Origin of the sequence: Actinomycetospora atypica (assembly GCF_042653685.1) — a bacterium.
Taxonomy (GTDB): domain Bacteria; phylum Actinomycetota; class Actinomycetes; order Mycobacteriales; family Pseudonocardiaceae; genus Actinomycetospora; species Actinomycetospora atypica.
This window is the reverse complement of sequence record NZ_JBHSIV010000005.1, coordinates 166,852-185,073: the sequence shown is the minus strand read 5'-3', so window position 1 is coordinate 185,073 and position 18,222 is coordinate 166,852. Positions and strand designations below refer to the sequence as shown.

At 74.9% G+C, this 18,222-nt stretch carries 23 protein-coding genes and 1 pseudogene; 18 read left to right on the top strand and 6 right to left on the bottom strand.

All coding sequences use genetic code 11. The features are described 5' to 3' along the window. Positions 1-70 precede the first annotated feature (70 nt). From ACFPBZ_RS06925 to ACFPBZ_RS06880, 10 genes are all read left to right on the top strand, one after another. Positions 71-229, top strand: coding sequence for a hypothetical protein (locus ACFPBZ_RS06925; protein ID WP_378035285.1), 159 nt, complete (start codon positions 71-73; stop codon positions 227-229). A gap of 216 nt (positions 230-445) precedes the next feature. Further along, the gene (locus tag ACFPBZ_RS06920) at positions 446-1,132 is read left to right on the top strand and encodes a GntR family transcriptional regulator (protein WP_378035284.1); all 687 of its coding nucleotides are present in this window, start codon (positions 446-448) and stop codon (positions 1,130-1,132) included. A 100-nt stretch (positions 1,133-1,232) separates the two neighbouring features. Continuing rightward, on the top strand, positions 1,233-2,162 hold the full coding sequence (locus ACFPBZ_RS06915) for an acyl-ACP desaturase (protein ID WP_378035283.1): 930 nt from the start codon (positions 1,233-1,235) through the stop codon (positions 2,160-2,162). 124 nt (positions 2,163-2,286) lie between these two features. Beyond that, entirely contained in the window at positions 2,287-3,105 is an 819-nt protein-coding gene (locus tag ACFPBZ_RS06910) for a DUF4397 domain-containing protein (protein ID WP_378035282.1), read from the top strand. Positions 3,106-3,146: 41 nt separating this feature from the next. Continuing rightward, a complete protein-coding gene (locus ACFPBZ_RS06905; protein WP_378035281.1) occupies positions 3,147-3,755 on the top strand; it encodes a class F sortase in 609 nt (202 codons plus the stop codon). Between the two features lie 67 nt (positions 3,756-3,822). Further along, positions 3,823-4,434 (top strand): sigma-70 family RNA polymerase sigma factor, encoded by a 612-nt coding sequence (locus tag ACFPBZ_RS06900; protein WP_378035280.1) that lies wholly within the window; start codon positions 3,823-3,825, stop codon positions 4,432-4,434. Further along, on the top strand, positions 4,415-5,209 hold the full coding sequence (locus tag ACFPBZ_RS06895) for an anti-sigma factor domain-containing protein (RefSeq protein ID WP_378035279.1): 795 nt from the start codon (positions 4,415-4,417) through the stop codon (positions 5,207-5,209). Before ACFPBZ_RS06900 ends, ACFPBZ_RS06895 begins: the two co-directional genes overlap by 20 nt. 46 nt (positions 5,210-5,255) lie before the next feature. After that, positions 5,256-5,804 (top strand): TetR/AcrR family transcriptional regulator, encoded by a 549-nt coding sequence (locus tag ACFPBZ_RS06890; RefSeq protein ID WP_378035278.1) that lies wholly within the window; start codon positions 5,256-5,258, stop codon positions 5,802-5,804. Further along, positions 5,801-6,493: a GAP family protein gene (locus tag ACFPBZ_RS06885; protein ID WP_378035277.1), complete on the top strand. Its 693-nt coding sequence runs from the start codon at positions 5,801-5,803 to the stop codon at positions 6,491-6,493. The genes ACFPBZ_RS06890 and ACFPBZ_RS06885 overlap by 4 nt, the downstream gene beginning before the upstream one ends. A gap of 83 nt (positions 6,494-6,576) precedes the next feature. Beyond that, positions 6,577-6,786: a DUF4236 domain-containing protein gene (locus ACFPBZ_RS06880; RefSeq protein ID WP_378035276.1), complete on the top strand. Its 210-nt coding sequence runs from the start codon at positions 6,577-6,579 to the stop codon at positions 6,784-6,786. On the opposite strand, the gene ACFPBZ_RS06875 is transcribed toward ACFPBZ_RS06880, so the two are convergent. Continuing rightward, positions 6,775-7,527: a GAF and ANTAR domain-containing protein gene (locus ACFPBZ_RS06875; RefSeq protein WP_378035275.1), complete on the bottom strand. Its 753-nt coding sequence runs from the start codon at positions 7,525-7,527 to the stop codon at positions 6,775-6,777. The two genes, ACFPBZ_RS06880 and ACFPBZ_RS06875, sit on opposite strands and share 12 nt — an antisense overlap. A 393-nt stretch (positions 7,528-7,920) precedes the next feature. On the opposite strand from ACFPBZ_RS06875, the gene ACFPBZ_RS06870 reads away from it, so the two are divergent. Together ACFPBZ_RS06870 and ACFPBZ_RS06865 are read left to right on the top strand one after the other, a co-directional pair. After that, a complete protein-coding gene (locus ACFPBZ_RS06870; protein WP_378035274.1) occupies positions 7,921-8,547 on the top strand; it encodes a hypothetical protein in 627 nt (208 codons plus the stop codon). A gap of 172 nt (positions 8,548-8,719) precedes the next feature. Then, entirely contained in the window at positions 8,720-9,196 is a 477-nt protein-coding gene (locus tag ACFPBZ_RS06865) for an STAS domain-containing protein (RefSeq protein WP_378035273.1), read from the top strand. Between the two features lie 48 nt (positions 9,197-9,244). Here ACFPBZ_RS06865 and ACFPBZ_RS06860 read toward each other — a convergent pair whose 3' ends face one another. The 4 genes from ACFPBZ_RS06860 to ACFPBZ_RS06845 all read right to left on the bottom strand — a co-directional run bounded on the left by ACFPBZ_RS06860 (position 9,245) and on the right by ACFPBZ_RS06845 (position 12,227). Beyond that, positions 9,245-10,003 (bottom strand): GAF and ANTAR domain-containing protein, encoded by a 759-nt coding sequence (locus tag ACFPBZ_RS06860; protein ID WP_378035272.1) that lies wholly within the window; start codon positions 10,001-10,003, stop codon positions 9,245-9,247. Further along, the gene (locus ACFPBZ_RS06855; RefSeq protein WP_378035345.1) at positions 10,000-10,707 is read right to left on the bottom strand and encodes a GAF and ANTAR domain-containing protein; all 708 of its coding nucleotides are present in this window, start codon (positions 10,705-10,707) and stop codon (positions 10,000-10,002) included. The genes ACFPBZ_RS06860 and ACFPBZ_RS06855 overlap by 4 nt, the downstream gene beginning before the upstream one ends. 276 nt (positions 10,708-10,983) lie before the next feature. Further along, complete coding sequence (locus ACFPBZ_RS06850; RefSeq protein ID WP_378035271.1) at positions 10,984-11,610, bottom strand: Asp23/Gls24 family envelope stress response protein; 627 nt, start codon at positions 11,608-11,610, stop codon at positions 10,984-10,986. Then, complete coding sequence (locus tag ACFPBZ_RS06845) at positions 11,607-12,227, bottom strand: RNA polymerase sigma factor (protein WP_378035270.1); 621 nt, start codon at positions 12,225-12,227, stop codon at positions 11,607-11,609. The genes ACFPBZ_RS06850 and ACFPBZ_RS06845 overlap by 4 nt, the downstream gene beginning before the upstream one ends. A gap of 129 nt (positions 12,228-12,356) precedes the next feature. Between ACFPBZ_RS06845 and ACFPBZ_RS06840 the strand changes: the two genes are divergently transcribed. The 3 genes and pseudogenes from ACFPBZ_RS06840 to ACFPBZ_RS06830 form a co-directional block, all read left to right on the top strand. Next, positions 12,357-13,595, top strand: coding sequence for a PP2C family protein-serine/threonine phosphatase (locus ACFPBZ_RS06840; RefSeq protein ID WP_378035269.1), 1,239 nt, complete (start codon positions 12,357-12,359; stop codon positions 13,593-13,595). Between the two features lie 286 nt (positions 13,596-13,881). Beyond that, positions 13,882-14,151, top strand: coding sequence for a DUF2277 domain-containing protein (locus tag ACFPBZ_RS06835; protein ID WP_378035268.1), 270 nt, complete (start codon positions 13,882-13,884; stop codon positions 14,149-14,151). A 30-nt stretch (positions 14,152-14,181) separates the two neighbouring features. Next, positions 14,182-14,451 (top strand): annotated as a pseudogene (locus ACFPBZ_RS06830) (winged helix-turn-helix transcriptional regulator); the annotation flags it as partial. Here ACFPBZ_RS06830 and ACFPBZ_RS06825 read toward each other — a convergent pair. Next, positions 14,434-15,051 carry a TetR/AcrR family transcriptional regulator gene (locus ACFPBZ_RS06825; protein WP_378035267.1) on the bottom strand — a complete coding sequence of 206 codons (618 nt, stop codon included), beginning with the start codon at positions 15,049-15,051 and terminating at the stop codon, positions 14,434-14,436. The pseudogene ACFPBZ_RS06830 and the gene ACFPBZ_RS06825 sit on opposite strands and share 18 nt — an antisense overlap. A gap of 103 nt (positions 15,052-15,154) precedes the next feature. On the opposite strand from ACFPBZ_RS06825, the gene ACFPBZ_RS06820 reads away from it, so the two are divergent. The 3 genes from ACFPBZ_RS06820 to ACFPBZ_RS06810 are packed head-to-tail and all read left to right on the top strand — an operon-like array spanning position 15,155 to position 18,218. Continuing rightward, positions 15,155-16,288 carry a cytochrome P450 gene (locus ACFPBZ_RS06820; RefSeq protein ID WP_378035266.1) on the top strand — a complete coding sequence of 378 codons (1,134 nt, stop codon included), beginning with the start codon at positions 15,155-15,157 and terminating at the stop codon, positions 16,286-16,288. Then, entirely contained in the window at positions 16,288-17,238 is a 951-nt protein-coding gene (locus ACFPBZ_RS06815) for an MBL fold metallo-hydrolase (protein ID WP_378035265.1), read from the top strand. Before ACFPBZ_RS06820 ends, ACFPBZ_RS06815 begins: the two co-directional genes overlap by 1 nt. Further along, positions 17,235-18,218 (top strand): fumarylacetoacetate hydrolase family protein, encoded by a 984-nt coding sequence (locus ACFPBZ_RS06810; RefSeq protein WP_378035264.1) that lies wholly within the window; start codon positions 17,235-17,237, stop codon positions 18,216-18,218. Before ACFPBZ_RS06815 ends, ACFPBZ_RS06810 begins: the two co-directional genes overlap by 4 nt. Positions 18,219-18,222: the final 4 nt, after the last annotated feature.

Here is an 18,222-nt window from a genome sequence, read left to right as displayed (position 1 = left end):
AAGGCTCACGGTTCTGGGTACAGGGAGTCAGCGGTATCTTCTCCTCCCCCCTCACGACCCCAGGAGCGTCATGATCATCCGCGGCATCGCCCTCAAGGGCGCCGGCGTCGTCTCGAAGTACGTCGCGATGGCGCTGGCCCCGGTCGTCGCCGTCCTCGCCTGGGGCGCGGTCGAACAGGCCATGGACGACCGGCACAACCAGATCTCCCGCACGACCAAGGGCGTCTGACCCCGTCGCGAGCCTGCCCGACGAGGCCGCGCGTGCGGCCTCGTCGGGCGGTGCCGGTCCGCGCGCGGTCAGACTGCCGCCGAGGCCCGGAGGATCACGTCGGCGACGACGTCGGGCTGCGAGGCCGGGAGTGCGTGCGAGGCGCCCGGGAACCAGGCGACGCGCCGGGTCGACCTCGCGTTGACAGGTGCCGGGACGCGGGATGCGATGTGCTGCATGCCGGTACCCGTGGGTCGCGGACTCGTCGCCCGGTCGCTCCTGCGCGAGGACGCCTACCGGGCCATCCGCGACGCGATCGTCGAGGGCACGCTCGCGCCCGGCGAGCGCCTGAACGACAACGACCTCGTCGCGTGGCTGGGGGTGAGCCGCACGCCGGTCCGCGAGGCCCTCGCCCGGCTGGAGCAGGCGGGTCTGGTGCAGACGAGGCCCGGCCGGTACACGATGGTCAGCCCGCTCGACGTCCGCGCCGCCCGCAACGCCCAGTCGGTCACGGCCGCCATGCACGAGCTCGCGGTCCGGGAGGCGCTGCCGAACCTCTCCACCGCCGAGCTCGACGCGATGCGGGACGCCAACGAGCGCTTCGCCGAGGCCCTGCGCCGCGACGACGCCGACGCGGCCATCGCGGCCGACGACGACTTCCACGGCGTGCTCGTCACGGCCAGCGCCAACGACGCCGTCCGCGACGTCCTCGAGCGGTACACGCCCGTCCTGCGCCGCCTGGAGCGGCTCCGCTTCCGGTCGCTGAGCGGCCGGGGGTCGGTCGCGCAGCACGAGCGGATCGTCGCGCTCTGCGAGGCCGGGGACGCCGAGGGCGCCGCCGCCGCGACCCGCGCCAACTGGCAGACCCTCGCCCCCTTCATCGAGGACCTCGCCGACGCACCGGCGGCGGAAGCCTCGTCCTGACGCCGGGCGGGTCGACACCCCGACCCGGCGGTGTCATGGTCGAGGGGTACGTCGCCGCCCCGGACCCTGCGGCTCGGCCCCGGTGGATGAGAGCGACAGCATGACGATCACCGACAGCACCCGCCTGCTCCTCGACCTCGAGCCCGTGGTCGCCGAGAACCTCGACCGGCACCTCGGGATGGCGAAGGAGTGGATGCCGCACGAGTACGTGCCCTGGAGCCAGGGACGCGACTTCGCCGGCCCGGACGGGGAGGTCTGGGACCCCGAGCAGTCGTCGTTGTCGCCGGTGGCCCGGACCGCGCTCGAGGTCAACCTGCTGACCGAGGACAACCTGCCCAGCTACCACCGCGAGATCGAGCGGGCGTTCGGGCAGGACGGGGCCTGGGGGACGTGGGTGCACCGGTGGACCGCCGAGGAGGGGCGCCACGCCTACTGCATCCGCGACTACCTCCTGGTCACCCGCGGCGTCGACCCCGTCGAGCTGGAGCAGGCGCGGATGCAGGTGATGCAGACCGGCTACGACACGGCGGAGAAGCCGATCCTGCAGGTGCTCACCTACGTCTCGTTCCAGGAGCTCGCCACCCGCGTCTCGCACCGCAACACGGGGAAGTTCGCCGACGACCCGATCGCGGAGAAGCTGCTCACGAGGGTCTCGACCGACGAGAACCTGCACATGGTCTTCTACCGGAACCTCGCGAAGGCGGCCCTCGAGATCGCCCCCGGCCCGACGATGCGGGCGATCACCGACGAGGTGATCGGCTTCGAGATGCCGGGAGCGGTCATCCCCGGTTTCACCCGCAAGGCCGTCCAGATCGCCCAGGCCGGCATCTACGACCAGCGCGTGCACCTGGACGAGGTGCTCCGGCCCCTGCTGCGCCACTGGAAGGTGTGGGAGCTCGAGGGCCTCGACCGCGAGGGTGAGAAGGCCCGCGACGAGCTCGACGTCTTCCTGACGACCGCCGAGGCCCAGGCCGTGCGGTTCGAGGAGCGGCGCGAGCGCACCCGGGCCAAGGCGGCCGCCGCGGGCTGAACGTCCGGGGCGTGGTCCCCCGTCGAGGAGATACGGTGCGGGTGCATCCGTGGGAGGGCCGCCGGCCGTAGTGGAGGTGTCGGTTCCGTCCCGGTTCCGACCTCCCCCCACCTTGGAGGACCCGATGCGCCGTCTCACCCGCGCCGCCGGCGTCGCCCTGGTGGCGTCCGCGGTCGCCCTCGGCACCGCCGGTGTCGCCAGCGCCCAGGACACCGCCACCGGCACCGTGTACGTCGTCCACGGCATCCCGAAGACCCCGGTCGACGTCTACGTCGACGGGGAGCGCGCGATCGACGACTTCGAGCCCGGCACGGTCGAGGGCCCGCTGCCGCTGCCGGCCGGCCCGCACCAGGTGGCCGTGTTCCCGGCCGACGCCGCCGACGACTCGGGCAGGGCGCTGCTGTCCGCGCAGGCCGACCTGCCGGCCGGCGGGAACGTCACCCTGGCGGCCCACCTCGACGCCCAGGGGCAGCCCGCCCTCACCCCCCTGGTGAACGACGTGTCCGCGGTCCCGGCCGGTCAGGCCCGCGTCGTCGTCCGGCACCTGGCGGCAGCCCCCGCCGTCGACGTCCTGGCCGACGGGAAGCCGGTGGTCAGCGGCATCACCAACCCGAGGCAGGAGGCCCTGGTCGTCCCGGCCGGCACCGTCTCCGCGTCGGTCGCCGCCGCCGGCACCACCGACCCGGTGATCGGACCGGCCGACCTGCCGCTGCGGGAGGGCACGACGACGTTCGTGCACGCGATCGGCTCGCTGCAGGACGAGTCGCTGGACCTGGTCACCTTCAGCACGAGCTCCCATTCCGCTCCCTCCGGGGTCCCCGCGGGCGCCCCGTCCGGCGCCCCGGCCGACGGCGCGCCGGGCTGGTGGGCCGGCCTGACCGCCGCCGGCATCGCGATCGTCGGGCTGTCGCTGGCCCGTCTGCGACCCGCGAGCCGGCGCTGAACCGTCGCCCGGCGGCCTGGATCGGGCTGATCGTCGGCCTCGTGCTGACGCTCGGCTCGATCCTGGCCGCGACCACCGACCCGACCGGGGTCGTCGCCCCGTCGGCCGCGCCCCCCGCGGCGGTGCCGGCGGCCCGGGCCGGGCCCGTCCCGGTGGCCGACACGGCCACCGGGACGGTGCCCGGGGCCGTGGTGCCCGCCGAGGCGGCCGCGCCCGTGCGCCTGCGGGCGCCGGCGATCGGCCTCGACGCCCCCGTGGTGGCGGTGGGGGTGGACCCCGACGGCCGGATGGAGGTCCCGGCACGGATCGCCGAGGTCGGGTGGTACCGGTTCGGGCCGGCGCCGGGCGACCCGGCCGGGTCCGCGGTGCTCGCGGGCCACGTCGACGACCGGGTCCAGGGCGAGGGGGCCTTCGCGACCCTCGGGCGCCTGGACCCCGGGGACGAGGTCCTCGTCGACGGCCCCCGCGGGACCGTGGTCCACCGCGTCACCGACGTGCGCCGGTGGAGCAAGCAGGACGTCCCCCTCGACGAGCTGTTCGCGAGGACCGGTCCGGGTCGGCTCACGCTGATAACGTGCGACGGGCCGTTCGACCGTGACCAGCGCAGTTACCGCGACAACCTCGTCGTGACCGCGACACCGATCGGCTGAGGAGTGGCCGCATGCGACCTCCGTCCGGCCCGTGCCCGGCGACCGGGTAGGGCATGAGGAGCGCCCGGTGACCGACAGCGCAGCGCGCCCGCACGAGGGTGCCCGGGGCACCGGCACCACCGTGCCCGACGACGAGCGGATCGGGCGCCGCCTGCGGGCGGGCGAGGCGGGCGCGCTGCGCGAGGCCTACGACCGCCACGGCGGCTGGGTGTTCGCCTCCGCCCGCCGCGCCGTCGGGTCGCACCACGACGCCGAGGACGTCACCCAGCAGGTGTTCGTCGACGCGTGGCGGGGCCGCGCGGGCTTCGACCCCGACCGGGGAGCCCTCGGCGCCTGGCTCGCCGGCATCCTGCGCCGCCGGGTCGCCGACCGTCTGGCCGCCCGCGGACGCGACGCCGGGACGGTCACCCTCGCGGACCCGGCGCCCCTCGAGGACCCGGGGCCGCGGACGTCGCTGGCCGACCAGGTCGTCGAGACACTGCTCGTCGCCGACGAGCTCGCGCGGTTGCCCGCCGATCAGGGGTGGGTACTGCGCCTGGCGGTGTTCGACGAGCTCACCCATCCCCAGATCGCGGCGGCCACGGGGCTGCCGCTCGGCACGGTGAAGAGTCACCTGCGGCGGGGTCTCTCGCGGCTACGACGACGGTGGGAGGTGACCGGTGCCCCACCCGACGCGTGACCAGCTCACGGCGGCCGCACTCCCCGGCGAGCCCACCGACGAGGTGGTCACCGCGCACCTCGCCGGGTGTCCGGCGTGCGCGGCCGAGGTCGCGGCCCTCGGCCGGACCGTCGGCCTCGCCCGCGACGGCCTCGCCCTTGCCGGTGAGCCACCCCCTCCGCCCGCAGTCTGGAGCGGCATCCTGGCGCAGCTCGACGACGACCTCCCCGACGGCGCCCTCCCCGGCGACCTCCCCGGACGTCCCGGGACGGTCGGTGGCGGCCGTCGTCGGAACGGGCACCGCCACCCCGGTCCCCGGTTCGCCCAGGACGTCGCGCAGCCGGCACCGCGGCGCCGACGACGGGTGGTGGTCGCCGGTCTCGCGATCGCGGCCGTGGCCGCCGCCGTCGCCGTGCTCTCCCCCGCGCTCGGCGGCCTCCTCGACCCGTCCGGGGGTGCCGGCCCCACCGCGGTGGCGCGGGTCGCCCTGGTCTCCGCCGACCCGGGGGTGAGCGGCGAGGCCGTCATGGGGCCGGGGCCGGTGATGCACGTCGACGTCGTCGTGCCCGCCGGGGTTCCCGCCGGCCACACCCTCGAGGTCTGGGCCGTCGAACCCGGGGGGATGCGCCCGCTCGGTGCCCTGGCCCCCGCACCGGACCGCAGCCGCTGGGCCGGCGAGCTCGTCCTGCCCGCCGATCCGGCGGACGCCGCGCAGCGCCCCGCCCTCGACGTCTCCGTCGAGCCCGCCGGCCCCGACCCGCGGCACTCCGGACACAGCCTCGCCCACTCCCCCTGACGACCTGTCCCGACCGTCTGGACGGTTTGTCAGGTAGCGTGGAGGCGTGGCCAGGCGATCGGATGCGCGGGACCGGGTGCTCGCCGCGGTGCAGGAACTGGTGCTCGCGGGCGACGCGGCGCCGACGTTCGACGCGATCGCCGCGCGGTCCGGGGTGAGCAAGGGCGGGGTGCTCCACCACTTCCGGGACCGGGGCGCGCTGGTCCGGGGGCTGGCCGAGCGCGCCGTCTCGGCGACCGACGAGGTGATGACCGCAGCCTCGGAGCGGGGCGACGCGGCGCGGACCTGGTTGCGCATGTCCGCCGCGCAGGGCCCGGATCACCAGGCGGCCCGCGCGATGCTGTCGCTGATGCGGGTCGAGGCCGGCGGCCGGATCGAGCTCGGCCACGGCATCGACGAGGCCGTCACCCGGTGGCAGGCCATGATCGCGGCCGAGCTCGGGGACGAGGTCCTGGCGGCGGTCGTCCGTCTGGTCGGCGACGGACTCTTCGCGGCGACCCTCGCGGACACCGTCCCGGCGCCCGGGGAGCTGGAGGAGATCTACAGCCGTCTCCTGGGCCCCGGCCCGGTGCGCACCGGGGCGGAGGAGCCGTGACGGCCGGGCTGCTCGCCGGGATCGCCGGGCTGGCGCTGCTGGACTCGTTCAACCCGGCCACGATCGGCCTGGTCACGCTCATCCTGCTGCTGCCCGGGGGCAGGTCACACGCCGGTCGGGGCCGCCGCGGGACCGGCCAGGTCGTGCTCGCGCTGGGCATCGTCGCCGGGGCGGCGCTCACCGTGTTCGCCCTCGGCGCCGCGATCTACGCCGCGGCCCAGGGCGCGGCCGTGGCGGGCGGGCTGCTCTGGGTGCGCCGGGCCGCCTTCGGCCTCGCCGCCCTGGCGCTGCTCGCGGTCGGGCTGCGTCGGCTGCGTCCGCGCCATCGCGCCGCGGTGGCCCTGCCGAGCTGGTTCTCCCCCTGGACCGCGGTCCCCGTCGGGGCGGTGATCACCGCGGTGGACCTGCCCAACGCCTTCCCCTACTTCGTCGCGATCGAACGGCTCGTGGCGGCCGGGACGGGATGGCCGGTGGCCCTGCTCGTCCTGGCCGGGTACGCCGTCGTCTACTGCCTGCCCTGCCTGGTCCTGCTGGTCGTCGGGCTGCTCCGCGGCGACCGTGTCCGACAGCGCCTCGACCGCCTCTACCAGCGGTTCGGCGCCGCCCGCGACCTGCCCGCCAGCCGCACGACCGCGACCGTCTACACGCTCGGCGCCCTCGCGGTGGCCGGGATCGCCGTCAGCGTCTGATGCGGGAGCGGCGACCGGGCCGATCGCCGGGTTCGGGAGGCCACCGACCGGGCATTCCGGACACTTCCACCTAGGAGGACCCCTTGGGATTCCGTCTCTTCCCCCGTATGAGCCCGCGCCACCACATGCGCCGGACCTTCCGCCTCGGGCCGCTGCGGCTCAACGTCGGCGCCGAGGGCGTCAGCTGGGGTCTCGGGTTCGGCCGGTGGTCGTGGAACGCCAAGAGCCGGCGGCACACCGTCGACACCCCCGGCCCGGGTCGCTGGGAGAGCCGGGGACGGTCAGACCGCTGACGTCCAGAGCGGGGTCGGCCTCGCGGCCGACCTCGACTCCTGGTCGCGGGTCAGCCACCGGGCGACGTCGACCAGCTTCACGTTCGTCTCCTGCGACGAGTTGATGAGCATCTCGAACGCCTGGTCCGCGGTCACGTCGAACCGCTCCATGAGGATCCCCTTGGCCTGCCCGATCAGGTCCCGGGACTCGACCGCCCGCTGCAGGTAGTCGGCCTGGTCGGCGCCGTAGAGCAGCAGCGACGCCTGCGCGGAGTAGAGGCCGGCGATGTTCTGCGCGTGGGCCGTGAAGACGTCCGGCTCGTGGGCGTACAGGTTCAGCGCGGCGTGGCGTCCCCGCCCGCTGGAGGTCAGCTGCGCGGACATGATCGAGCGGTACCCGGCACGCACCGCGGCCGGCGCGAAGGACGGCCACCGGTCCGAGTCGGTCCGGCTGGCCAGGTCGTGGGCGATGACGACGCCGCCGGCGGGCGGGTCGTCCGCGGCGAGCGAGCTCGGGCCCTGCCCCCGGTCGACCTGCAGCCGGTCCAGGTCCCGGATGACCTCGTGGGTCGCGTGGCAGGCGCGCACGGTGCCCTGCTCGGTCCGCGAGATTCCGCCGCCGTCGGCGCCCGGGACCGTCTGGGCGGCCGAGGCGACGATCTGCGTCAGCACGTTGTCCATGTCGCGGATGTTCTGACGCACCAGGCCGGACGCGGCGGTGCGGAGGGCGACGACGAGTTGGTCGTCGAGAAGGCAGGTCATGGTGCGCGCCCCGTCCCTGGAAGCCTCGGCAGAGGAGGCGATGCGGAGGACCGGGTCTGGGGGCGCCGCTCGTCGATTCGCCCCCAACCGTACAAGCCGTGGGGACGCTGTCCAGGCGTATCGGAACTTGTTCATGACGGGGTGACGGTGCGACCCGCCCGGGACGGGTTCCCCGGGCGGACCCGGCGTCGTGCGTCACGTCCCGCGACTTCCCGGTGTCGAGCCGGGGTGAAGCGGGGCAGCCCGGTCGGCCGCACCCGGTCGCGTCACGACCGGTGCGGCACGGTGTCGTTGACGTTCACTCCCCGAGATTCGGCGCACCCCTCCTCCCGCATGTCCCTCGCGCGCACTCCGTGCGCCGCCGGTGCATGCCGTCCGAACGAAAGGGATCCCATGAGCACCGCCTACGAGACCGGACAGGCCGGCAACGGCCGACCCACCAACGAGCCCGACGGCCGGGGCCCGCGCCACACCAACGCCCCCCGGCCCGAGCGCATGCAGGACCGGGTGCACTGGGGCCCGGTGTGGGCCGGCGTGCTCGTCGCCCTGCCCGTCTTCCTCGTCCTGCAGCTGCTGTTCTTCGCGCTGGGCATCCTCGACCTGGGCACCGACGGCGAGGGGCAGGGCACGGCCGCCAGCATCGTCAGCGCGGTCCTCGCGCTCATCGCCTTCTTCGTCGGCGGACTCATGGCCGGCTCCACGGCCGCCTCGCGCGACTCCGACGAGGGCCTGCTGCACGGTGTCCTCACCTGGGCCGTCGGCATCGTCTCGATCCTCGGCCTCGCACTGCTCGGTGCCGGCGCCCTGCTCGGCAGCCTCTCCAGCGTCGCCGGTCAGCTCGGCGGGCAGGCCGGCCAGGCCGGCCAGGCCGCGGGCCAGACCGCCGGCCAGATCGACCCCGCCCAGGCCCTCGAGGCCGCGCAGCAGGGGGCCGGCTGGGCCGCCCTCGCGCTCGGGCTGACCGTCCTCGCGTCGGCGCTCGGCGGCATGGTCGGACAGAAGATCGGCTCCAAGAGCTGATCTCGAGCCCCGGGCGATGCCCGGGGCGGACGGACCCCGGGCCGGCACGTGCGGACGACCGCGCGTGCCGGCCCGTCCTCGCAGGGTCGACAGCCCACAATCGATCTGGCACTGTCGACTCTCGTCACCCCGGTCCCGTGTGGCTCCGCATCGGACCCACCGGGAGGCACCCGTGAGACGGACGCAGACACCTGTCAAGGACGTCGGCGAGCGGGCGACCGTGTCCCAGCCTGTCCTGTGGATGGAGCTGCAACGCTCGTATGCAGCGACGGACGACGGGCGGCAGGTGCCCGTCGAGGTCGTCCGGGTGATCGGCGAGGTCGACCTGACGACGGCCGGCCAGCTCGCGTCGGCCCTCGCCGAGCTCGTCGCCCGTCCCGCCGCCCGGATCGTGGTCGACGCGACCCGGATGACCTTCTGCGGCCTCCGCGGACTGGGCGCGCTCCACGACGGTGCCCGCCTCGCGGCCGCACACGGCGCCGGTTTCGCGATCGTCGGGCTCTCCGGGCAGCTGACCCGGCTCTCGCGAGAGCTCTGGCCCGCCCCGCACCCCGCCGTGTTCCCCGACCGGGTCGGCGCCGTCGCGTCGCTCGTCGCCGAGCCGCAGCCGTCACGTCCGCGACCGGCCCGCCTCCTCGAGCATCGCTAGGCCCCCGCCCGACCCCGGAGATCCGGGGTCGGGCCGCTCACGGACCGGTCAGGCACTGACGCCGAGGACGGTGGTCGGGTCGACGGAGCGGTCGACGAGGCCGCGGGCGAGTTCGGTGAGACGCTGCCCGTGCGCCCGGGCGTGGCTGCGCAGCAGGACGAACGCCTCGTCGGGACCGATCGTGGCGTGCGGCCCGAGATGGGAGTGGGCAGCCAGCACGCCCTTGGCCTGCTCGACGATGATCCGGCTGTTCAGGGCGCCCTGGAGCTGTTCCTGGACCGTCTCCGCCCGGCGCACCGCACGCTCATGGACCAGTCCGACCGTGGCCGCGTCGGCCAGGGCCTGCCCGAGGCGGGCGTCCTCGGTGGTCAGGGTGTGCGGGCCGGTGTGCAGCAGGGTCAGGACCCCGATGACGTCGTCGCGCAGCCGCATCGGCAGGGCGTGGGTGGCGCGGAAACCGGCCTCGGACGCGCCGCGGGCGTAGCGGGACCACCTCTCCTGCGCCTCAGCACCGAGGAGGTCGTCGCAGAGCACCTGGACCCCGCCGCGGACGCAGTCGACGCAGGGGCCGCCGTCGATCGCCACCGCGAACACCTCGAGCAGCCGCGACCGTTCCGAGGACGCTGCGGCGACCGAGAGCCGGCCCTGCCCGTCGGCGAGGATGATGCCGGCGGCGGACACGTCGAGCAGCTCGGTGCACCGCTCGGCGAGCATGGTCAGGATGTCCAGGGCGTCGAAGTCGTGGACCAGGGTGTCGGTCAGGGCCAGGAAGGTGTCGACCACCTGCGCCTCGCGGGTCTCGCTCATCGGTCGTCGTCCTCCGGGTCCGGGGCGGGCTGTCGGTCGTCTGGTGGTTCGGGTGGGTCGTCGTCGAGGTTGCCCCCGGCGAGGACCAGGGTGTGCTCGATGACCCGGCGGGCCACCTCGTGCAGGGGTTCGGCGTGGGCGAAGGCGTACGCGCGCAGCCGCAGCAGCGCCGCGCCGACGTCCACGCCGGACTGCACCGAGACGACGCCCGAGGCGATGTGGACGTCGGCGTGCACGCCGGACAGCCACCCGACGTCCTCGCCCGGGTCGGCGTCGGGATCGGAGTTCTCCAGGAGGAGCTCGGTGGCGGTCTCGGCCACCGCGAGCGCCGCGGCGAGCTGCTCCCGGCTGAGGTCCCCGGGGCGCGACCGGTACAGGTCGAGGGTGCCCAGCCGGACCGCACCGACCTGCAGGGGCAGCGAGAACACCGCCGACGCTCCCGCGGCCTGCGCCTCCGGGGCGAACGCGAGCCACGGCGTGAAGCCCGACGCCAGATCGGCGACCAGCACCGGCATCCCGGTGGCGTAGGCGTCGAGGCACGGGCCCTCCCCCACCGTCAGCTGCAGCTCCTCGAGCCGGCGGGACACCGGACCGGTCGCGGCGACCTGGTCCCGAGCACCCTCGAGCCCGCCGGCCAGACTTCCCATCACCGTGATCCCCGCCCCGTCGACCCCGGCCGTCGCAGGGACCCCTGCGCACACCATTCCCAGCCGATCGCCGGGCACCGGGATCGCGCCGCCGTCGGCTCCCCGCGAGCCGAACGCCGACGCGTCGCCGGGAGAGGTGTCGGCGCCGTCGTCGCGCACCAGGGACCCCCTCAGCCGCGATCGGGCGAGTGTCGCCGCGACCGGGTCCGGGGCCAACTGTGGAGTCGCTCGACTCCACTACGACGAGCACCACCCTAGTCCGTCCCTCGCCGACTCGGGGGCAAGATCGTTCCGGCATGTCCCTCCGGCGCCGTCCGGGCGCTGCCGCGTCGGTCAGGCGGCCCGCGGCGGCGGTGGGGTCGGCGGCTCGAGCGGCGGGAAGACGTCGGTGATCGCCACGTCCACGACGACGACCTCGAGCCCGGTCTGGGCACGGACCTCGGAGACGACCCGCTCCCGCAGGTGCTCGGCGAGGCGCCGGAGGTCGTGGCCGTACTCCGCGGCCACGGTGAGGTCCACCGCGACGCTCTGCCCGCTCACGCCCGCGCCGACCGCCGCCCGGGTCTCCGCCCCGGTTCCGGGGTCGACCAGCTCGCCGAGCGCGCCGAGGGCCATGCGGACCCCGGCGCTGGACCGCGCGGCGTGCCCCACGACGGCGACGATCGCCCGCGCGGCCACCAGGTACGGCCCCTGCTCGTCGGGGACCCGGCCGAAGTCGACCGGACCGGCCTGCTCGCGGACCGAGGCCAGGGCCCGGTCGAGCAACCCCGCCGGGGCCCGCACCTCGGTGGCGGCGAGCTCGTCGAACGGCTCCCAGAGCCGGGCGTACTCGGCGAGGGTCGCCCGGCAGTGCGGGCAACCGGCCTGGTGGGCGTCCCGCTCGTCCCCCCGACCCTCGCTGACCTGGGCCAACAGCGCGTCGGGATCGGCGCCGCACGCCAGTCTCCGGTCGCTCCTCATGCCCACTCCTGCATCGCCGCGGTGAAGTTCCGACGCCCTCGCTCGAGACGACTGCGGATCGCGGCCTCGGTGACGCCGGTGGCCGCCGCCGCGTCACGGTAGGACAGACCCTCGATCTGGCAGAGCACCAGTGCAGCACGCTGCTCGGGGGGCAGCCCGCCGAGCGCCGCCGCGGCCGCGTCCACCCGCGCCCCGTCGAGCACGCGCTTCTCCGGACCCACGACGCGGGGATGGTCGGACTCGAGCAGCGGCTCGGTCCGGCGTCCCGCGACCTGCTGCGCCCGCAGGTGGGTCAGGCAGCGGTTGACCACGATGCGGTACAGCCAGGTCGAGAACGTCGACGAGCCGGTGAACGTCGCCAGCATCCGCCACAGCTGCACCGCGACGTCCTGGGCGACGTCCTCGGCGTCGGCGGTGCTCCCGGTCATGCGCAGCGCGATCCGGTAGATGCGGTCCTGGTGGCGGCGCAGCAGCACCTCGAACGCCTGCCCCGAGAACCGCGAGCCCGCCACCGCCTGCCCGACGAGCCACTCGTCGGCCTCGGCGTCCCAGGCGTGCGGGGACGCCGCGGCGACCGGACCGGCGGCACCGGTCGTCGGTCGGCTCGAGGCGCACACGGTCTCTCCCCGGGCCTGGTCTCCCGAAGGCGCGTCCTCCGATGTGCACGCGGCCTACCCCGGCGGCCCTGGCGGGTAACCGCCCCGGACGGGGCGCGGAACCGGGCCGGGCGCCTACTGTCCCCTGCCGTGGACGATGCGGGCGAGCGGATGGCGGCCTCGGCGGTGTGGGCCGACGTCTTCGCCGAGGTGGCCGACCGGTCGCACCTCGCGACCGGCGACCAGCTGTCGGTGATGGTCGACCACGCGGTGGCGCCGCTCGGACTGACCGCCGAGGTGATGCTGGTGAACCTCGCCCAGCGGGCCCTGGTGGTGATCCGGCCGGGTCACGACGAGCGCATCGACGTCGAGGCCACCCTCACCGGCCGGGCGTTCCAGCTCGGCGAGCTGATCGCCGGCACCGGCCCGGACGGAGAGCGGCTGCTCCTCGTCCCGATGCTCGACGGCACCGAACGGGTGGGGGTCCTGCGCCTCGGGCTGCCCGCGTCCGTGGTCGACGACGCCCGCTTCCGCGCCCGCTGCTGGTCGCTGGCCGGGCTCGTGGGCCACATCGTCATGATCAAGGTCGCCTGCAGCGACCGGCTGCGCCGCCTGCGCAGCGACTCCGCCCTGTCCACGGCGGCGGAGCTGCTGTGGCAGCTGGTGCCGCCGCGGACGTTCGCCACCGACCGCGTCGTCGTCACCGCGCTGCTCGAGCCGTGGGACCAGGTCGCGGGCGACGCCTACGACTACGCGGTCGACGAGGACGTCGTCGACCTCGCGGTGTTCGACGGCGTGGGTCACGACCTGTCCGCGGGCCTGTCGACGGCTCTCGCGCTGACCGCGATCCGCAACGCCCGTCGCGCGCACGTGACCGGGCTCGTCGAGCTCGCGGGACAGGCCGACCGGTTGCTCGTCGGGCGCCCCGGACCCACGCGGTTCGTCACCGCGGTCCTGGCCCGGCTCGACACCCGCACCGGGGTGCTCGACTACCTGGTGGCGGGCCACCCGCCGCCCCTGCTGGTCCGCGACGGGCGCATCGTCAAGGAGCTCGACGCGCCCGTCGGCCCGCCGCTGGGGGTCCCACCGGCCGCGGGGCGCGCCGCCACCCAGGGCCGCGAACAGCTCGAGCCCGACGACCGGCTGCTGCTCTACTCCGACGGCATCGTCGAGGCCCGCGACCCCCAGGGCGCGTTCTTCGGGGTCGAGCGCCTGGTCGATCTCACCGAACGCACCGAGATGTCCCGGGTCTCCGCGCCAGAGACACTGCGGCGGCTCACCGCCGCGGTGCTCGAGCACCAGGCCGGCGAGCTGCAGGACGACGCTACCCTGGTGATGGTCGACTGGTCGACCGACGCCTCCGACCGCATGCTCCGCGACCCGCACTGAGCCGTGTCCCGGCGTCGGGCCGGGGACGTGGGGGGCAGGGAGGTGGGGGGCGGTCCCGCCGCCCGAGGGGGCCGGGCGACGGGACCTCGCCGGTGCCCCTGGGGGGCAAGGGAACCGACGTGCCTCCCATCGTTCCAGAAGCCGTCCGCTCCCGGACAGCGACACCGGAAACGTCTCAGAGCACTCGCCGGGTCGGGCGGACCTCGACGTTCCCGGCCGGGAGATTCTCCCCGCTCCCGCCGTCCGGGTCTCGATCCGCCCCCGGCCCGTGCGGCACGATCGCGGCATGTGCCGCAACATCCGGGTCCTGCACAACTTCGAGCCCCCGGCCACCGCCGACGAGGTGCACGAGGCCGCCCTGCAGTACGTGCGCAAGATCAGCGGTGCGGCGCGGCCCTCGAAGGCCAACGAGGAGGCGTTCGCCCGGGCGGTCGCCGAGGTCACGGCGAGCACCCGCACGCTCCTCGACGAGCTCGTCACCACCGCCCCGCCGAAGGACCGCGAGGTCGAGGCGGTCAAGGCGCGGGAGCGGGCCCGCGAGCGCTACGCGCGCTGACCGGCGCCCGCCTCCGCGGTCAGCGAGGGTGAGCACCGCTTCTCCCACCTCGCCCGCCGGGTCGAGGGGGTCTCGCAGAAGATGCTGACGCAGACGCTCCGCGCGCTGGAGCGCGACGGGCTCGTGCGCCGCACCGTCCACCCCGAGGTCCCGGTGCGCGTCGAGTACGCCCTCACCGACGCGGGGCGCAGCCTGTGTGCGCCCCTCCAGGCACTCCAGGACTGGGCGATCACGCACGCGGCGGAGGTGGCGGCCGCCCAGGACGCGTACGACCGCCCGGCCTCAGACCCGGAGAGCTGACAGGACGAGCTCGATCCCGCCGTCCGCCACGCCCTGGAAGGGACCGAGCGCGTCGGGATCGCGGACCCAGCGGAACACCACGCCCATGAAGACGTCCGACAGCGTGCGGGCGGCCTCGGCGACGTCCGCGACCGGGTCGATCTCGCCGCGCTCCTGGCCGTCGCGCAGCAGGGGCTCCAGATCGGCGAGCAGCTGCGACTCGTACCGGATCGGACCGGCCGCCGCCGTCCAGCCGAGCATCATCTGGCGGGTGAGCTCGGGCTCGGCCTCCACCAGCCGGCCGATCAGCCGGAAGTAGGCGCGGGTCCGCTCGGGCGCCGCTTCCTCGGAGGACCCGGTGACCGCGTCCACGGCGACGTCCGCCATCCGCCGCGTCCACAGCATCGGGATGTCGCCCTTGCTGGGGAAGTGGTTGAACGCCGTGCGGCGGGAGGTGCCGGCCCGCTCGGCGATCTCGGCCATCGTCGTGTCCTCGTAGCCCCGTTCGACGAACAGCGCCGCCGCGGCCTCGTAGAGGAGGTCCTTGGTCGTGGGCGGGCTCGTCGCTCCGCCGTCGTGACGCTTGACACGCTCTGCACCCGGGTGCAAATCTCTCGACACCGCCCGTCTGCACTCGAGTGCAACCCCCTGACCAGGGAGAAGTATGTCCAACGTAGCTCCACCGACACACCGCGGCTCGCACGACCTGTATCGGGAGGAGGCGTTGCGCGACCCGTACCCGCTCTACGCGGAGCTCCGCGGGCAGACTCCCGCGATCTACGAGCCGGAGCGGGGGATCTGGCTGGTGCCCGGGTACGCCGAGGCGGCCGCGGTGCTGCGGGACCACCGGTCGTTCGTCTCCGGCGACGGGGCGACCTACGAGAGCGCCCTGGACCGCACCGACCGGTACCCGTTGATCGAGACCGACCCCCCGGAGCACACCCGGATCCGGCGCGCGGTGCAGCCGCCGTTCGCCCGGGCCGAGATCGAGCACCTACGCCCGGGCATCGAGACCGCGGCGGCGGAGATCGTCGGGACGGCGGTGGCCCTCGGCGAGGTCGACGCCGTCCCGGCGGTGGCCCAGCCGATGCCCGACCGGGCCATGGAGCTCCTGACCGGCCTCACTCCCCCGAGCTGTCAGGCCCTGGTCGACTGGAGCGACGCCGTGGTGCGCGCCCAGGAGCCGGCCGCGAACCCGCGCCACACGGAGCTGCTCCTCGAGTCCCTGACCTGGCTCGGCCAGGAGGGGATCCCCGGCCTGCCCGCGCACTGCCTGGGGCGGCTGATCATGGAGTCCGGCGGCGCGACCGGCGGGCTCGCGGCCGAGGGCCCGGAGCGGCTCATGACCCTCGCGTCGATCTGGCTGGCGGGCGTCGACTCCACCGGGGCGCTGCTGGGCAACGCGATCGACGCGTTCATCGAGCAGCCCGACCAGTGGGAGCTGCTGCGCGAGCGCCCGGACCTGATCCCGAACGCGGTCGAGGAGCTGCTGAGGTTCGAGGCGCCCTTCCGCGTCTTCTACCGCCGCACGCGCGCCGAGGCCGAGATCGGCGGCGTCGCGATCCCGGCCGGGGCCACGGTCTGCGCGGTCCTCGGGTCGACCGGCCGCGACCCCCGCCAGTTCCCCGACCCGGACCGGCTGGACGTGACCCGGGAGAACGCCCGTACCCACCTGGCCCTCGGGACCTCGATCCACCTGTGCCTCGGCGCCCCGCTGGCGCGCCTGGAGGCGACGTCGATGCTGACGGAGCTCGTCCGTCGGGTGCGGCGGTTCGAGCGCACCGGCGACGCGGTGCGCAGCCCCAGCGGGACGATGCGCAAGTTCGACGTGCTCCCGGTGCGTCTGGTGGCCGCGTGATGGCCGCCTACCCGCAGGGCCCCCACGACCTGGGGGGCGACTGCCACGCCTGGCTGATCCCGGAGGGCCGGTGGGGCGAGAGCAACGCCGGGCTGGTGCGCGGGGCGGGGGTGTCGCTGCTGGTGGACACCCACTACGACCTCCCGCACACCGCGGAGATGCTCGAGGGGTACGCCCCGCTCACGTCGGGCCACCCGATCCGCACCCTGGTCAACACCCACTCCGACGGCGACCACTGGTTCGGCAACCAGCTCGTCGCCGGTCCCGAGGTGGAGATCGTCGCGTCCGAGGCGGCCGCGGCCCTGATGACACCGGCCGCGGTGTCCGAGCTGGCCGGCCTGTCCGAGCGGACCGACCGGCTCGGCACGTTCATCCGCGGCATCTCGGGCCCCTTCGACCTGTCCGGCATCGTCGCCACCCCACCCACCCGCACCTTCACCGGCGAGCTGGACCTCGACGTCGGCGGCCGGCAGGTGCGGCTCGTCCAGGTCGGCCCCGCCCACACCCCGGGCGACGTGCTCGTCCACGTGCCGGACGCGAAGGTCCTCTACAGCGGCGACATCCTGTTCATCGGCGGCGCCCCGCTCGTGTGGACGGGGCCGGTGGCCCGGTGCATCGCCGCCTGCGACCGGATCCTCGACCTCGAGCTCGCCGCGATCGTGCCCGGGCACGGCCCGGTCACCGACAAGGACGGCGTCGGGTGGGTCCGGGACTACCTCGTGTTCGTCGAGCAGGAGGCCACGAAGCGGTTCGAGGCCGGCGAGAGCGTCGAAGAAGCCGTCGCGTCGATCGACCTCGGCCGCTTCGCGGCCATGTCCGAGCAGGGCCGCATCGCGGCGAACGTGCTCAACGTCTACGAGGAGCTCGACCCGACCAGGCCGCGCGCGGACCGCCTGGAGCAGTTCGGCCGCATCGCCGCCTGGGAGCTCGACACGGAGGAGACCGCATGAGGATCGCCCGGATCGAGATCGACGGCGGGACCAGGGTCGGTGTCGTCGACGGTGAGCGCGTGCAGCCGCTCGCCGTCGGCACCACGGTCGAGGAGGTGCTCGCCGCGACCCCGGCCGAGCGGGCCGACCTCGTCGGGAAGGCCGCCGAGGGCGGACCGCGCCCGCTGTCGGAGGTGCGGCTCCTCGCGCCCGTCCGGCCCGGGACGCTGCGCGACTACATCACGTTCGAGGAGCACCTCGAGGGCAGCCTGAAGCTGCTCGGGCGCACCGCACCGCCTCAGGAGTGGTACGAGCAGCCCGTCTTCTACTTCTCCAACACCAACGCCGTGATCGGACCGGACGAGCCGGTCGCGGTGCCGCCGGGGTGCGAGAGGCTGGACTTCGAACTGGAGCTCGCGGCCGTCGTCGGGAAGCCCGGGAAGGACCTGACCCCGGAACAGGCCGCCGACCACATCGCCGGGTACACCCTGTTCAACGACTGGTCGGCCCGCGACCTCATGGCCCCGGTGATCCCGGTGGGGCTGGGGCCGGTCAAGGGCAAGGACTTCGCCAACACCCTCGGACCGTGGGTCGTCACCTCCGACGAACTCGCTCCCCACCGCCGCGACGACCGGTTGGCCCTGGAGATGCACGCCGAGGTCAACGGCGTGCCGCTGCCCGGGGGTGGCGACACCTCGGCGAACATGGCCTGGTCCTTCGAGGAGATCGTCGCCTACGCCTCCCGCGGCGCGGAGCTCCGCACCGGCGACGTGCTCGCCGCCGGGACCTGCGGCGCGGGCTGCCTGCTCGAGCACTGGGCCCACCTGGGCGACGAGGCTCCCCCGCCGCTGCGGCCCGGTGACGTGGTGACCCTGGTCGTCGAGCACATCGGCTCGGTCTCGAACCGCGTCGTCGCCGGGGTGGAGCCGGTCGCGATCCCGAAGGCCCGCGTCGGACAGGTCCGCCGGCCGCGCCCGTGGAGCAGCGCGACGCGGGGGTGACGGG

Bases quoted from the DNA above. Each gene is read 5' to 3' on its own strand.
- ACFPBZ_RS06925 (WP_378035285.1), top strand. From the start codon at position 71: ATGATCATCCGCGGCATCGCCCTCAAGGGCGCCGGCGTCGTCTCGAAG.
- ACFPBZ_RS06920 (WP_378035284.1), top strand. From the start codon at position 446: ATGCCGGTACCCGTGGGTCGCGGACTCGTCGCCCGGTCGCTCCTGCGC.
- ACFPBZ_RS06915 (WP_378035283.1), top strand. From the start codon at position 1,233: ATGACGATCACCGACAGCACCCGCCTGCTCCTCGACCTCGAGCCCGTG.
- ACFPBZ_RS06910 (WP_378035282.1), top strand. From the start codon at position 2,287: ATGCGCCGTCTCACCCGCGCCGCCGGCGTCGCCCTGGTGGCGTCCGCG.
- ACFPBZ_RS06875 (WP_378035275.1), bottom strand. From the start codon at position 7,527: ATGACCTGCCTTCTCGACGACCAACTCGTCGTCGCCCTCCGCACCGCC.
- ACFPBZ_RS06870 (WP_378035274.1), top strand. From the start codon at position 7,921: ATGAGCACCGCCTACGAGACCGGACAGGCCGGCAACGGCCGACCCACC.
- ACFPBZ_RS06860 (WP_378035272.1), bottom strand. From the start codon at position 10,003: ATGAGCGAGACCCGCGAGGCGCAGGTGGTCGACACCTTCCTGGCCCTG.
- ACFPBZ_RS06855 (WP_378035345.1), bottom strand. From the start codon at position 10,707: ATGGTGTGCGCAGGGGTCCCTGCGACGGCCGGGGTCGACGGGGCGGGG.
- ACFPBZ_RS06850 (WP_378035271.1), bottom strand. From the start codon at position 11,610: ATGAGGAGCGACCGGAGACTGGCGTGCGGCGCCGATCCCGACGCGCTG.
- ACFPBZ_RS06835 (WP_378035268.1), top strand. From the start codon at position 13,882: ATGTGCCGCAACATCCGGGTCCTGCACAACTTCGAGCCCCCGGCCACC.
- ACFPBZ_RS06815 (WP_378035265.1), top strand. From the start codon at position 16,288: ATGGCCGCCTACCCGCAGGGCCCCCACGACCTGGGGGGCGACTGCCAC.
- ACFPBZ_RS06810 (WP_378035264.1), top strand. From the start codon at position 17,235: ATGAGGATCGCCCGGATCGAGATCGACGGCGGGACCAGGGTCGGTGTC.